Raw genomic sequence first — 13,067 nt, forward strand, 5'->3', positions numbered from 1 at the left:
GGTTATAGCCCAACGCGACTCATTCGAGTTAGTCCAGCGTATGGGGATGAAGTTTCCGGGCATTGTGCCCGATCCAGACTGATAACGTCGGGAATCGTGCCGAAGACACAACGACCATGAAAAATAAAAAAGTTCCCTTCAAGGGCAAAAGAAATCAAAATTGGCGCCGATAGTAAGAGAGCACCTGATCCAGGGAGCGAACTTACAGTTGAGACAGCCATTTGCGAGGTGAGCAATGGGCACCGTACACACAGCACTGCCAGCACAAACCCTTTACGTCACGATCCGTCGCGATGAACTGCGCCAGTTGAAAGACGAGCGTGACCAATTGAAGCGGGAAGTCGCGCAATTGCGCCTGCTGACCCAAGGCAATGAGGTTCAGCCCTGGCCTGTCACCCAACGTGTTCCCCACGCCTGACCCCCTCGTTTGACTCGGAAGCAGCCGCCGCTGTTTCCGACTCGTTGTAACCCTGCCAATTCCAGCAACTCACAAAGTTTTCACACCTACTTGTCGATACTCCGGCTCATTGTGGCCGCTCGGTATCCGCGCGGCGCCCGCTCGTCTGCGACAGGGAGAGTGCCGACGGCCGAAGAAATTATCAGGCTGGAGTGCTGAATGGCTTTGTTTAAACGCAGCAAAACGTCTGCGAAAGGTTTTGATTGGACAGGATTTCTCTGGTTATTTCTGTTCTTCTGGTATTTTTCGGGTATTACCCAACTGCTGATTCAACTGACGGGCACCTCCGGTTTTACCGGGTTCCGCCAGGCCTTTGTGATGAGTGCCATCTGGCTCGCGCCGATGCTGTTGTTCCCTAGGCAAACACGCGTGATGGCCGCGCTGATCGGCGTGGTGCTGTGGGCCTGTTCGATGGCCAGCCTCGGTTATTTCTTCATCTATCAGCAGGAATTTTCCCAGAGCGTCATCTTCATCATGTTCGAATCGAACGTGTCTGAAGCCGGCGAGTACATGACCCAGTATTTTGCCTGGTGGATGGTGCTGGCGTTCCTCGCCCACACCGCGTTCGCGTATTTCCTCTGGACCCGCCTGCGTCCGGTGTACCTGCCTCGTGGCCAGGCGCTGATCGCAGCGATGGCGATTCTGCTGGCAGTGGTCGGTTACCCGCTGATCAAGCAGACCGCACACACCGGCAGCCTGGCGCGCGGCTTCGAGAAATTCGAAACTCGCATCGAGCCCGCGGTGCCGTGGCAGATGGCCGTGGCCTATCACCGTTACCTCAATACCCTGGCCGGCATGCAAGCCATGCTCGACAGCGCCAGCAAGATTGCACCGCTCAAGAACCTCACCGATGCGATGGCCAATCAGCCCGCGACTCTGGTGCTGGTGATCGGCGAGTCCACCAACCGTCAGCGCATGAGCCTGTACGGTTACCCACGGGAAACCACGCCGGAACTGGACAAACTCAAGGATCAACTGGCGGTTTTCGATAACGTCATTACCCCGCGCCCCTACACCATTGAGGCGTTGCAGCAGGTACTGACATTCGCCGACGAAGAAAACCCGGAGCTTTACCTGTCGACGCCGTCGCTGGTCAGCATGATGAAACAGGCGGGTTACAAGACCTTCTGGATCACCAACCAGCAGACCATGACCAAGCGCAACACCATGCTCACAACGTTCTCCCAGCAGGCCGATGAGCAGGTGTACCTGAACAACAACCGCAACCAGAACGCCGCCCAGTACGATGGCGACGTGATCGAACCGTTCAACAAGGCGCTGACCGACGCGGCGCCGCGCAAGCTGATCGTTGTGCACTTGCTCGGCACGCACATGAGCTACCAGTACCGTTACCCGTCGACGTTCAACAAGTTCACCGACCGCAAAGGTGTTCCGGACGGCGTGCGTGACGATCAGGTGCCGACGTACAACAGCTATGACAACGCAGTGCTGTACAACGACTTCGTGGTGTCGAGCCTGATCAAGGACTACGCCAAGACTGACCCCAACGGCTTCCTGCTGTACCTCTCCGACCACGGCGAAGATGTTTTCGACTCCGCTGGCCACAATACCCTGGGCCGCAACGAGAGCAAGCCGACGGCACCGATGTACACCATTCCGTTCATGGCCTGGGCTTCGCCGAAATGGCGTGAAACCCATGACTGGAATTTTGCCGGTGATCTCGGACGGCCATACAGCAGTTCTCAGCTGATTCACACCTGGGCGGATCTGGCAGGCCTGAGTTTTGATGAACTGGACCGCAGTAAAAGCCTGGTCAGCGACAGTTTCAAACCTCGGCCATTGATGATCGGCGACCCTTATGCACGTAAGCAAAGGCCGTTGATCGACTTCAGCCTGATGAAACCCAAGGGCGCACCTGTCACGCCGGAAGTCGTTCAGCAGTAATTGCCCCCATGTGGGAGCGGGCTTTTGTGGCGAGGGAGCTTGCTCCCGCTCGGCTGCGAAGCAGTCGTAAACCCTTTACATGCGGTTTAATTTTGAAATGCCGGGGTCGCTGCGCGACCCAACGGGAGCAAGCTCCCTCGCCACAAAAGCCCGCTCCCACAGGTTAAAGCGCCTTGGTCCAGAACAGCATCCGCCCGTGCGCCGGGTCGAACATGCCTGGCGAAAAACCGAATTTGCCATAAGACGCCTGAGCCACCGCATTGCCTTCCAGTACTTCCAGAGTGATTTTGCAGCAGCCGCGCTGACGCGCGATGTCCTCGACTTTGTGCAGCATTTTCTGACTCAGCCCCAACCCGCGAAACTTCGACACCACTGCCACGTCATGCACGTTGACCAGCGGCCGGCAGGCGAAGGTCGAAAAACCTTCAAAGCAGTTCACCAGCCCTGCCGGCTCGCCGCCGACAAACGCCAGTACGCTGAAGGCATGGGGACGTTTGGCCAGTTCCCCCGGCAGTTGTTGCAACCTATCGGCGGGTAACGGGTGACCGCCACCCATCGGGTCTTCGGCGTAGTGGTTCAATACAAGACAAATCGCCTCGGCATGCACCGGGTTGGTGTAGCTGGCCTGAAGCACAAGAATTTCTGCGGATTCCATTTCCACCCTCAATCACACAAGTTGCCCCAGCTCGCCTCTTGCGCACTGAAAGGTCCAGCGACCTTATCGCGAGTCCCGGGGTGCCGACAACTAGATCCTGCTGTGATGATTCTCTCTCAAGCGCCCCAGATCAATGCCTCGGTCCATCCCAACTCGGCAAAGTCCTCGGCCCTCAACTTTGCCTCACCGGCACAGAAAAACTCGTCCAGTTGCGGCGGCTTGACCGAGGTGCCACTGAGCATCGCGTGAACCTGCCCGCGATGATGAATCTGATGCTCGAACAAATGGGACAGCATGCGCAAACGGCTGTCATGTTGCGGGGTGTCGCGCGCGATGGTCACGATCCGTCCCAGGTCTGTGTCGCGCAATTGCTCGCAATAGGCGATCAATCGACGGTCCACCAGGGCTTGCTCGCGCTTGAGATCGGCGCCGTGGGTGAACGGCTCGTCTTCGTTGAAAAATACGTAGCAGTCGGGATGCGGTTCGTCACCGCGCAACTCCCGCTCCAGTGCATCCACATAGAACCAGTCGCACGTAAGGATGTGATTGAGGGTCGCGCTGAGGCTGGGAAAGAAACTGACTCGCGGCGCCGCCAGCTCGGCCGGGCTTAGCTGAAGCCAGGCCTTGGCCAGTCGGTGATTGGCCCAAGCGTTCTGATAGGCCATGGTCAGCAAATGGTGGGACAAAGGCTGATTCATGTTCGCTCCTCCCGCATATCAAGCCTCGGCGAAACGTTTTAGCTGCATTTCCTGCAGACGACTAAGGGTGCGGCGAAACGGAAACTCCAGATAGCCCTCGGTGTACAACGCCTCCATCGGCACCTGCGCTTCCAGGTACAGCGGCACCTTGCGGTCGTAGCATTCATCCACCAAGGCGATGAACCGGCGCACGCCGTCGTCGTGAACCGACAACTGCGGCAACTCGCGATCGCCTGCCACCACCCGCTCGACACCGTCTTCAGTGCCGCGAGCGATGCGCCCTTCGCGTTTTTGTGCACTGAGGTTGGGCACGTCGCTCAACAGAATAGCGCTGAAGGTATCGCACAGGGCCATGAAGTCCATGGCGGCAAACGGCTGCTCGCAGAGCTCGGCGTAACGGCACAAGAGCACGGTTGGACTGGCCTGCATCACATTGGCCGAACGGTAGCCGACCTTGACCGGATCGCCGGACAGCGACTGGCCCACGGTCAAGGCCTTGAACACCTCACTCAAGGCGCCGGGTTGACCCGGTACGTTCACCCAGTAACGCTGCAGACCGGCGCCAGGGTGCAGGCGATGATCTTCCCCGCCATCCACCGCTATCACCTGCATGTGTTGCTTGATTGCGGTAATGGCCGGCACGAACCGGTCACGGTTGAAGCCATCCGCGTACAGCTGATCCGGCGGCTGATTGGAGGTGCAGACCACCACCACGCCCTGCTCGAACATCACCTGAAACAAACGCCCGAGAATGATCGCGTCACCGATGTCGTTGACGAACAGTTCATCGAAACACAGCACCCGCACTTCCTGGCTCAGTTCGCGGGCCAGCGCTTTCAACGGGTCGGCGGTGCCGGTCAATTGAAAGGAGCGCTGATGCACCCAGCCCATGAAGTGATGAAAGTGCTGGCGCCGGGCCGGGACGCGCAGGTTTTGGTAGAACTGATCCATCAACCAGGTCTTGCCCCGCCCAACCGGGCCCCAGAGGTACACGCCGGTGACGGGCGTGTGGTTTTCATGCAAGGCTTCGTGGCATTTTTGCAGCGCCCACACGGCGTGTTCCTGAGCTTCGTCCTGGACGAAGCCCTTCTGTTCGATGGCGTGTTGCCAGGCGCTTAAGGGAGAGTCGACATTCATGCGCGGGAGTATACGTCTCTGACGTTGCTGGTGAAGCCTGATGCTAGCAGGTCAAGCACAATCCCTGTGGGAGCGGGCGGTGGCGAGGGAGCTTGCTCCCGTTGGATCGCGCAGCGACCCCGGCATTTCAAAATTAAACCGCATGTAAAGGGTTACGACTGCTTCGCCGCCGAGCGGGAGCAAGCTCCCTCGCCACACAAGCCCGCTCCCACAGGTTCCGTTTTCGGCAGCTGCCGGGTTACAGCGAGATATCCAGCCGGGCAATCTTGCCCTGTTCATTGAGGCGGAACATGTAGCGCAGTTCCAGCGGGCTGCCGGGAAACGTGCCGGAGATCAGGTTATGCACCAGCACTTTGCCGGTGCGCAGCTGAACGTCGAGTACCTCGACCCGGGGCTGATAACGTTGTGCGGTGTCTTGCATCCATTGGGCGATGGCTTGCGTACCAACCTGATGCTGCCCTTCGTCGAACACGTTGGCATCCTCAGCGAAAAAACTGGCAACCCTCGACGTGTCGCGAGTATTGGCGGCAGCAATGTAGGCGGCGATGGCGGGGGCCAGTGAAGAGGCTGGACTGGACATGTTTACGGCTCCTTGTGAGTTGATTCTGAAGCCATGCTAAAACAAGCCTGTGTCAGTTCTTGTCAGGAGTGAAACGTCCTGCTTCGTCCAGTTGCATCTGCTTGCGCCAGGTGCGCAAGAGGTCGCTGCGCCGCCCCGGATAGCGTTCGCCCTGCTCACTGGCGGCCGAGATCCGGTCGGTGCGAAAGGTGCGATAGGCGCTGCGCAATTCGCACCAGGCGACGATGATCCGCACCTCGTTGAGAAAGCCCAGGGCCAGTGGCCAGATCAGCCGCTGACTCGGCACCTGGTTGGCGTCCGCATAATCAATGTGCAGTTTGGCCTGATCGCGGATGGCTTGGCGAAACACGTTCAAGGGCACGGCATTTTGCGGATAGCCATAACCCGGTGGGCCCGGTAGCACCGTCGGGTTGCGCAAGGCCTCCTGGGCCGCCGGGTCGAGTACCGCGGCGATTTTCGCCAGGGCATCGGCCGCGGCTTTGCTCAAGACCTCATCGCCACGCTGATCCACGTAGCGCAGCCCGAGCACGATGGCTTCGGTTTCATCGGCATTGAGCATCAAGGGCGGCAGGAACAGGCCGCTGCGCAACACATAACCGATCCCCGCTTCGCCAAAGATCGGCGCTCCGAGAGCGGTGAGTTCCGCGATGTCGCGGTACAGCGTGCGTTCGGAAATCTCCAGTTCGCTGGCCAATGTCGCGGCAGTCACCGGACGACTTTTGCCCCGAAGCACTTGTAACAAAGTCAGTAAACGGCTGGTTCGCGACACGGTCGGCAGGCTCTTTCCTGAAAAGTTGTCGGAGCTTAGCAGAGGCTGCTGTCAGAAATTGGCGGTAGTGATTGGCCGCCTGAAAAGCTTCGCGGGCAAGCCTCGCTCCTACAAGTACAGCGATTGCCGCGGGATTTGGGCACGACACAAAACCTGTAGGAGCGAAGCTTGCCCGCGAAGGCGTCATAACAGGCTGCGAAATATCTTCGAATCACTGTCAGCGCGTTGTGCGCTATCGTGCTGAATAACTTCCTGTTCGAGAGCCTGTCCATGCGCAGATTGTTCGCCCTGTCTCTGTCCCTCCTGCTGCTTTCCCTCAGCGCCTGCGCCCTGTTCCCCCAACACGACCCGCTTAACATCAACGTAGTCGGTATCGAGCCGCTGCCAAGCCAGGAACTGGAAGTGCGTTTTGCGGTAAAACTGCGCGTGCAAAACCCCAATGAAACGGCAATCGACTACAACGGTGTAGCCCTGGATCTGGAGGTGAACGGTCAATCACTCGCCTCCGGTGTAAGCGACCAGACGGGCTCGATTCCGCGTTTTTCCGAAGCGGTCATCGTGGTGCCGGTAAGCGTTTCGGCCTTCTCGGTGCTGCGTCAGACCCTCGGGCTGGGACAGACGCAGACACTGAACAATCTGCCGTACGTGCTTCGGGGCAAACTGGCCGGCGGCGTGTTCGGCACAATGCGTTTCGTTGATCGCGGCAAACTCAGCCTGCCGGGGCCGACCACCGGCACGTGGTAACGCTCACGGCTCGGCCCGTGGTTTAACGGGATCGATCACCTGGGTCACGCAATGTTTGAGACCTTCTACGTGCCAGTTGGCCCATAACCGACTTTTGCCGGTGCTGTCTTCATCCGGCTCTATCGCCAGCCAGTTTCGAGCGGCGATCAGGTAACGTCCCCGCGCACCGATGGGCAACAGGGTTCCGGTAATGGCGTAGTCGATCTGTTCCTGATGCTTGCCAATGGACTCCAGAAACTGCACCGCCAACACCGGCGGTGCAGGATGCACAACCCCGGTCGAAATCAATTGGTAGATCAATCCTGAACCATCATTGCGATGCCGGGACAGCGTCGATTCGATCACGCAGGCCCCCGCCACATGAACATCACCGGACACCAGCGTGACCTTGCATGACTCGGCATGGGCGAAATCCAGCAACCGCATGATCAGCCGCTTGCGTTCATCTCGATGGGGCAGGCTTCGCCAATGGTCGCGCAAATCGTCCTCGAGTTCCTGTTGCCCCGATATCAGGTCCAGCGCCTTTTCGGCCGCCTGCAAATCCAGGTAACCCACGGGAATACTCGACATCAGCAGCAAGTGCTTATGCGCCTTGACCTTGCCCAGCCAGGCATAAATCGCATCCCAACTGACGGGGGAAATGACTCGGGTGTGTTGAGCCCGTGGGGTCGTCAAATCCGGCGCACGTTCGCTGCGTAAATCAGGAACCAGCAATGCCAATTCACCCAGCCCGGTGAACCCGAGGTGAAAGCCGTCGGCGGTGTCGGGAATCGCACAGGGATGAACATCAGCGGACGGCTTGAGATGAGGATGAGTCTGGATCAGTTGCTGCTGGAAAATCCTGAAATAGCGTTTGGCCGTGGCAAACAGCCCCTGGAACACCGGGCTTGAATGCAGAATCTCATCGTAGGAGCCCCAGCCATCGATGATGTCATGGTCATCCCACATCATCACCGTCGGAACGGCGCTGAGCAGCTTCGCGACCTCAGGCTGTTTCCAGCGTTCCAGATAGAGTCTGGCGAAGAACTTGTCCAGATCGGCTTCGATCACCTTGCTGTAGGCAGCCTTCTGACGGTCGGCGAAGGGTTTGGCGAACCAGATTTTCATCGACGTCACACTGCTGCGCATTTCGTCGCTGTATACCTGATCGCCCCCCATCAACAACAGGTGATAGGGCTTGCTTTGATGAGCCCCCCACATATGCTCCCAACGCTCATTGTTCCGGTCCACCTTCTCCATGCCCTTGGGGTCCGAAAAGCCGTTGCACGACACATAGGCCATGCGCGGCGACTGGCCCTCGGCCGGAACGACGAAGTTAGCCTCCGCGCCCTCTATCTTGACCGTGTAAGTGCTGGCAACAGCCTGGTCTTGCAGCGCTTTTAAATCGATGCGCCAGACGCGGTACTGAGGATTGAGCAACGGGATATCGGCGATGGCCAACGGTTTACCCGCACTGACACCGCCAGGTACTTTTACGCTGGGTGATGTCGCGCCCAAGGGCAAAACCACTAGAGCCGACACGTTATAGACATTACTGTTGATGCCACGAAACTGCAGAATCGGGCCGAGTAACAAACTCATGGACAGTCCATCCGTTGACAGGGGTGTGAACGCCTAGAGACTAGACGGACAATCGACGCTGCGCATGATGCGCAGCGCCCGTCCCTACAAGGAGGTCACCCACGATGCACACCGCTCCAACGCTCTACACCGAACGATTGATTTTGCGCCCGCTGGAACTGACCGATGCCGAGGCCATCCAGCAGCATTTCCCCCACTGGGACGTGGTGCGTTATCTGAACGTCCTGGTGCCGTGGCCTTATCCTGCCGACGGCGCGATGACTTATCTGCGTGAAATTGCCCTGCCGGCGATGGCCCGGGGCGAAGAATGGCACTGGTCGATCCGCTTGAAGTCGGCCCCCGATCAACTGATCGGCAATGTCAGCCTGATGAATGAACAGGACAATAACCGCGGCTTCTGGCTGGCCCCGCAATGGCAAGGCCAGGGGTTGATGGGTGAAGCCAGTGCGGCGGTGACCGAGTACTGGTTCGAAACACTCGGTCGGCCGTTGCTGCGCGTGCCGAAAGCGGCCCCGAATATCGGCTCGCGCAAACTCTCGGAACGTACCGGCATGCGTTTGATACACACCGATGAAGGCGATTTTGTCAGCGGGCGATTCCCGAAGGAGCTCTGGGAGATCACCCGCGAAGAGTGGCTGCGCCTCAGATAAAACGTACGCCGGGTTTGGCTCGCTCATCCACCGTCAACTCAAACACGTCCGGGCGCGCGTAATGCCCGACCACGTCGTAGTCGTAACGAGCGCGGATCAGGTCGTCGGTGTCGATTTCGGCAGTGAGCAAACCTGCCTCGTCACGCAGCGGCCCGGCGAGAATGTCGCCCATCGGCCCGACAATCACGCTGCCGCCGGCAATCAACGGGCGCTGCGCCGGCCAGTTGGCGATTTCCACGCCCAAGGCTTGCGGCGAGGCCTGCACCTGACAGGCGCTGACCACAAAGCAGCGTCCTTCATGGGCAATGTGGCGCATGCTGACCTGCCACATTTCCCGCTCGTCCACCGTCGGCGCGCACCAGACCTCCACGCCTTTGGCGTACATCGCGGTGCGCAGCAGCGGCATCATGTTTTCCCAGCACACCACGGCACCGATTCGCCCGACCTGGCTGTCGATCACCGGCAAGGTCGAGCCATCGCCCTTGCCCCAGATCAGTCGCTCGGTGCCGGTGGGCATCAGTTTGCGGTGCTTGGCGACCAGCCCGGCCTGCGGATCGAAATACAACGCGGTGCAATATAAGGTGCTGCCCGCGCGCTCGATTACGCCGATCACCAGATTGGCGCCAGTGCGTGAGGACAACCCGGCCAAGGCTTCAGTCTCGGCACCCGGCACGTCGATGGCGTTGTCAAAATACCGCGCAAATGCTTCCCGCCCCTCCGGCAGCCGATAGCCGAGTTGCGTGCCGAAACCCTCGCCTTTTGGATAGCCGCCGAGCAACGCCTCCGGCATGACCACCAGTGCGACACCGGATTCGATAATGGCGGTTTCCCAGGAGAGGATTTGATCGAGGGTATCGGCCTTGCCGCCGGGCAAGGCGCCGATTTGCAGGGCAGCAACGATGGACTTGGGCATCGCGGTGACTCCGTCAGTAATGAGGTGTTGCTCATTCTCCGGCGCCACCGGATCATGAATAAAGCCCGACTCACTGCTGAATGATATGAACCAAATGAATATCGCAACCGTCGATCTCAACTTGCTCAAAGTCTTCGAAGCCCTGCATGAAGAATCCAGCGCCAGCCGTGCCGCGCTGCGTCTGGGCGTGACGCAATCGGCGGTCAGCGCGGCGTTGCGTCGATTGCGAGAGGTGTATGGCGATCAGTTGTTCGTGCGCACCGGTCGAGGTCTTGCGCCGACGCTCAAGGCCAACCAGTTGAAACCGGTGGTCAGTGATGCGCTGAACAAATGCCGCCAGAGCCTGGCGATGGTCGATCCGGCTGCGCATCATTACGACGGGCGTTCGGTGACGGTGGGTTTGTCGGATGATTTCGAAATCGCCTACGGGCGAAGATTGATTGAAGAGATCGCTGATCGCGCGCCGAAACTGCGCCTGATCTTTCGCCAGACCCATAGCCAGATCGTCGCCCGGGCCTTGATGGAACGCAGCATCGATCTGGCGATCACGGCAGGCGGATTTGCCGAGCGTTTGCTCAGTCGTCAGGTGCTGGGTGAAGGCGATTATCTGTGCCTGGTGGACCCCCTCAGTCTGACCGAGGGACAGGAAACTCTCAGCCTTGAAGCGTTCGTCGCCCGCGAGCACATCCTGGTGTCATCGGGCGGTTTTATCGGGATCACCGATGAAGGCCTGGCGGCGTTGGGCCTGAGTCGGCGGGTATGCGCGTCGACTACGCACTTTGCCGCGTTGCCGCATCTGCTCAAGGGCAGCCAGGCGGTGGCGACTATTCCGGCCCATGCGGCTCAAAGTATCGCCGCGCTTAGCGGACTGGCGTTGCTGCCCTGCCCTTTGGCGTTGCCACGCTACCCGATCGAGCTGGGTTGGCGTACCAGCACACAGCTCGATCCGGTGGTGCTGAAAGTGCGCGAGGCGATTATCGCGACTTTTTCCCACCCGTAGGAGCTGGCGCAGGTTGCGATCTTCGGCAATTTCGAAACTGTCAGTGCTGGAAGCTTATTTAGCGGCCATCAGGCGATTGACTTCACTGCGCACCATGTTCGCAAACTCCGGGGGCGACATGCCGTCGAGTTCGGCGCGGACCCACTCGGCCCATTTGCCTTTGCGCTTGGCACGCTCACCGAACAACCGTGCGGCTTCGCCCTTGGATTTACCCAGGTTGTTTTGCCAGAGCTCGAACAGACGGGATTTCTCGTCTTCAAGCGCCGCGCGCTCGGCAAGGGGTTTGTCGGCCAGATTGAAGCTCATGGAAGATACCTGCTGCGTAAAATAGGCGACATCTTACACTGTAGGAGGAAATGTCCTGCCCTGGATTTTTCACAAGGGTGGCGTCACCACGCAAAATGGCTGCAACTTTTGCCATGGCGCCAGACTCCATTGTTCACTGCCCATTTACCTGCAAGGAGTACTCCAATGGCCCGCAAAATCATCGATCAAGTCGCCGAGGATCAAATCAAGGATCAGGTCTTCAGCGAACTTCAGGCCCTGATCGAAGAATCGGAAAAACTGCTCAAGAGCAGTGCTTCACTGGTCGGTGAAGAAGCGGACACCCTTCGCGGGCAAATCGCCCAGAAGCTCCAGCAGGCCCGGACTTCAGTCTCCAGCGTGCGTGACCGGGCCAAACCCGCAGTCGAGGCCAGCGAAATCTACATCGGTGGTCATCCCTGGCAAACCGTGGCCATCTCCGCCGGATTCGGTCTGGTGGTGGGGTTGTTGTTGGGCCGGCGTTAAGCCATTGAGCATCAGTACGGAACCTGTGGGAGCGGGCTTGCTCGCGAAAGCGGTGTGTCAGGCGAGATCAATGTTGACTGTACCGCCGCCTTCGCGAGCAAGCCCACACACATTAGAGATTGCGTTTTAGCTCAGAGCCCGGCCAGTTCCCGCAGATTTGCCAGCGTCTGAGCATCGAGCGCGATGCCTTCGACCTTGGCTTTGGCGCGCTGCCGGTGACGTCGATCACCCGGTAACCGCTTGAGCCCTACACCGTGCATCTGCCGGACCAGTTCCTGACTGCGCTCGGCAAAATTCTGCCCCGCCGATTTGCTCGGATCGATCACAATCAGCAGTTGACCGGTCCAGGGTGTTTTCGCCCCCGGATGGTTCGACCAGTCGAACTCGAAAGAAAAATTGCCCCCGGTCAACGCCGCCGCCAACAACTCCACCATCATCGACAGCGCCGAGCCCTTGTGGCCGCCAAACGGCAGCAAGGCGCCGCCCTCAAGGATTGCTTTCGGGTCTTGGGTCGGTTGGCCGAGGCTGTCCACACCCATGCCCGCCGGCAAACGCTCGCCTTTACGAGCCGCAATCTGTACGTCGCCATGGGCGATGGCGCTGGTCGCCAGGTCGAAAACAATCGGATCACCGTTGGCCCGAGGGGCGGCGAAGGCAATCGGGTTGGTCCCGAACAGCGGCCGATCGGCACCGTGCGGCACCACGCAGGTCATGCTGTTGACCACGCTCAGTGCCACCAGCCCTTCGTCGGCAAACGGCTCGACATCTGGCCACAAGGCGGCGAAATGGTGGGAATTGCGGATGGCCAGCACCGCAATGCCGGCACTGCGGGCCTTCTCGACCAACAAGGACCGCGCCGCCGCGAGGGCCGGTTGGGCAAAACCATTACCGGCATCAACCCGGACAAATCCCGAGGCTACATCCTCGACCACCGGCACTGCCTGACCATTAACCCAGCCGCTTTGCAGCGTCGACACATAACCGGGAATGCGAAACACGCCATGACTGTGAGCCCCGTCGCGCTCGGCGCCGGCGCAGTTGAGGGCCAGGGTTTTGGCGACATCGGCTGAGGTGCCGTGACGCTGGAAGATCTGTTCAAGCAACGCCGTCAGCGCTTCGAAGGACAGGTTTTGCGAAACCGCAGTAGACACATGATCGTGTGGCGCAGACATCTGAAGCTCCAGAGTAA

At 59.3% G+C, this 13,067-nt stretch carries 15 protein-coding genes; 6 read left to right on the forward strand and 9 right to left on the reverse strand.

The features are described 5' to 3' along the window. Positions 1-235 precede the first annotated feature (235 nt). Both AB3226_RS01175 and AB3226_RS01180 read left to right on the forward strand, forming a co-directional pair. Positions 236-418 carry a DUF6026 family protein gene (locus AB3226_RS01175; protein WP_367371662.1) on the forward strand — a complete coding sequence of 61 codons (183 nt, stop codon included), beginning with the start codon at positions 236-238 and terminating at the stop codon, positions 416-418. Positions 419-616: 198 nt separating this feature from the next. Then, complete coding sequence (locus AB3226_RS01180; protein ID WP_367371663.1) at positions 617-2,362, forward strand: phosphoethanolamine transferase CptA; 1,746 nt, start codon at positions 617-619, stop codon at positions 2,360-2,362. Between the two features lie 163 nt (positions 2,363-2,525). On the opposite strand, the gene AB3226_RS01185 is transcribed toward AB3226_RS01180, so the two are convergent. The 5 genes from AB3226_RS01185 to AB3226_RS01205 all read right to left on the reverse strand — a co-directional run bounded on the left by AB3226_RS01185 (position 2,526) and on the right by AB3226_RS01205 (position 6,201). Next, entirely contained in the window at positions 2,526-3,017 is a 492-nt protein-coding gene (locus AB3226_RS01185; RefSeq protein ID WP_367371664.1) for a GNAT family N-acetyltransferase, read from the reverse strand. Positions 3,018-3,133: 116 nt separating this feature from the next. Further along, positions 3,134-3,715: a DinB family protein gene (locus tag AB3226_RS01190; RefSeq protein ID WP_367371665.1), complete on the reverse strand. Its 582-nt coding sequence runs from the start codon at positions 3,713-3,715 to the stop codon at positions 3,134-3,136. Positions 3,716-3,733: 18 nt separating this feature from the next. Beyond that, the gene (zapE, locus tag AB3226_RS01195) at positions 3,734-4,852 is read right to left on the reverse strand and encodes a cell division protein ZapE (protein ID WP_367371666.1); all 1,119 of its coding nucleotides are present in this window, start codon (positions 4,850-4,852) and stop codon (positions 3,734-3,736) included. Positions 4,853-5,090: 238 nt separating this feature from the next. After that, a complete protein-coding gene (locus AB3226_RS01200; protein ID WP_367371667.1) occupies positions 5,091-5,432 on the reverse strand; it encodes a nuclear transport factor 2 family protein in 342 nt (113 codons plus the stop codon). 52 nt (positions 5,433-5,484) lie between these two features. Then, positions 5,485-6,201 (reverse strand): YafY family protein, encoded by a 717-nt coding sequence (locus tag AB3226_RS01205; protein ID WP_217854795.1) that lies wholly within the window; start codon positions 6,199-6,201, stop codon positions 5,485-5,487. Positions 6,202-6,471: 270 nt separating this feature from the next. On the opposite strand from AB3226_RS01205, the gene AB3226_RS01210 reads away from it, so the two are divergent. Then, entirely contained in the window at positions 6,472-6,945 is a 474-nt protein-coding gene (locus AB3226_RS01210) for an LEA type 2 family protein (protein ID WP_367371668.1), read from the forward strand. A 3-nt stretch (positions 6,946-6,948) separates the two neighbouring features. Here the strand turns inward: AB3226_RS01210 and AB3226_RS01215 are convergent, their stop codons facing one another. Beyond that, positions 6,949-8,526, reverse strand: coding sequence for an alkaline phosphatase D family protein (locus tag AB3226_RS01215; RefSeq protein ID WP_367371669.1), 1,578 nt, complete (start codon positions 8,524-8,526; stop codon positions 6,949-6,951). Between the two features lie 104 nt (positions 8,527-8,630). On the opposite strand from AB3226_RS01215, the gene AB3226_RS01220 reads away from it, so the two are divergent. Next, complete coding sequence (locus AB3226_RS01220; RefSeq protein WP_367371670.1) at positions 8,631-9,176, forward strand: GNAT family N-acetyltransferase; 546 nt, start codon at positions 8,631-8,633, stop codon at positions 9,174-9,176. Here AB3226_RS01220 and AB3226_RS01225 read toward each other — a convergent pair. After that, a complete protein-coding gene (locus AB3226_RS01225; RefSeq protein WP_367371671.1) occupies positions 9,169-10,089 on the reverse strand; it encodes a carbon-nitrogen hydrolase family protein in 921 nt (306 codons plus the stop codon). The two genes, AB3226_RS01220 and AB3226_RS01225, sit on opposite strands and share 8 nt — an antisense overlap. Positions 10,090-10,174: 85 nt before the next feature. Between AB3226_RS01225 and AB3226_RS01230 the strand changes: the two genes are divergently transcribed. Further along, a complete protein-coding gene (locus AB3226_RS01230) occupies positions 10,175-11,089 on the forward strand; it encodes a LysR substrate-binding domain-containing protein (RefSeq protein ID WP_367371672.1) in 915 nt (304 codons plus the stop codon). 54 nt (positions 11,090-11,143) lie between these two features. Here the strand turns inward: AB3226_RS01230 and AB3226_RS01235 are convergent, their stop codons facing one another. Continuing rightward, the gene (locus AB3226_RS01235; protein WP_007897387.1) at positions 11,144-11,395 is read right to left on the reverse strand and encodes a hypothetical protein; all 252 of its coding nucleotides are present in this window, start codon (positions 11,393-11,395) and stop codon (positions 11,144-11,146) included. 165 nt (positions 11,396-11,560) lie between these two features. On the opposite strand from AB3226_RS01235, the gene AB3226_RS01240 reads away from it, so the two are divergent. Further along, the gene (locus AB3226_RS01240) at positions 11,561-11,878 is read left to right on the forward strand and encodes a YqjD family protein (protein ID WP_052963404.1); all 318 of its coding nucleotides are present in this window, start codon (positions 11,561-11,563) and stop codon (positions 11,876-11,878) included. A 131-nt stretch (positions 11,879-12,009) separates the two neighbouring features. Here the strand turns inward: AB3226_RS01240 and AB3226_RS01245 are convergent, their stop codons facing one another. Beyond that, complete coding sequence (locus tag AB3226_RS01245) at positions 12,010-13,050, reverse strand: Ldh family oxidoreductase (protein WP_367371673.1); 1,041 nt, start codon at positions 13,048-13,050, stop codon at positions 12,010-12,012. Positions 13,051-13,067: the final 17 nt, after the last annotated feature.

The organism is Pseudomonas lini (assembly GCF_964063345.1).
Classification (GTDB): Bacteria; Pseudomonadota; Gammaproteobacteria; order Pseudomonadales; family Pseudomonadaceae; genus Aquipseudomonas; species Aquipseudomonas lini_B.

Excerpts from the sequence above, each read along its gene's own strand:
- AB3226_RS01175 (WP_367371662.1), top strand. The coding sequence starts at position 236 with ATGGGCACCGTACACACAGCACTGCCAGCACAAACCCTTTACGTCACG.
- AB3226_RS01245 (WP_367371673.1), bottom strand. The coding sequence starts at position 13,050 with ATGTCTGCGCCACACGATCATGTGTCTACTGCGGTTTCGCAAAACCTG.
- AB3226_RS01230 (WP_367371672.1), top strand. The coding sequence starts at position 10,175 with ATGAACCAAATGAATATCGCAACCGTCGATCTCAACTTGCTCAAAGTC.
- AB3226_RS01225 (WP_367371671.1), bottom strand. The coding sequence starts at position 10,089 with ATGCCCAAGTCCATCGTTGCTGCCCTGCAAATCGGCGCCTTGCCCGGC.
- zapE (WP_367371666.1), bottom strand. The coding sequence starts at position 4,852 with ATGAATGTCGACTCTCCCTTAAGCGCCTGGCAACACGCCATCGAACAG.
- AB3226_RS01190 (WP_367371665.1), bottom strand. The coding sequence starts at position 3,715 with ATGAATCAGCCTTTGTCCCACCATTTGCTGACCATGGCCTATCAGAAC.
- AB3226_RS01240 (WP_052963404.1), top strand. The coding sequence starts at position 11,561 with ATGGCCCGCAAAATCATCGATCAAGTCGCCGAGGATCAAATCAAGGAT.
- AB3226_RS01185 (WP_367371664.1), bottom strand. The coding sequence starts at position 3,017 with ATGGAATCCGCAGAAATTCTTGTGCTTCAGGCCAGCTACACCAACCCG.
- AB3226_RS01235 (WP_007897387.1), bottom strand. The coding sequence starts at position 11,395 with ATGAGCTTCAATCTGGCCGACAAACCCCTTGCCGAGCGCGCGGCGCTT.
- AB3226_RS01215 (WP_367371669.1), bottom strand. The coding sequence starts at position 8,526 with ATGAGTTTGTTACTCGGCCCGATTCTGCAGTTTCGTGGCATCAACAGT.
- AB3226_RS01210 (WP_367371668.1), top strand. The coding sequence starts at position 6,472 with ATGCGCAGATTGTTCGCCCTGTCTCTGTCCCTCCTGCTGCTTTCCCTC.
- AB3226_RS01220 (WP_367371670.1), top strand. The coding sequence starts at position 8,631 with ATGCACACCGCTCCAACGCTCTACACCGAACGATTGATTTTGCGCCCG.
- AB3226_RS01180 (WP_367371663.1), top strand. The coding sequence starts at position 617 with ATGGCTTTGTTTAAACGCAGCAAAACGTCTGCGAAAGGTTTTGATTGG.
- AB3226_RS01200 (WP_367371667.1), bottom strand. The coding sequence starts at position 5,432 with ATGTCCAGTCCAGCCTCTTCACTGGCCCCCGCCATCGCCGCCTACATT.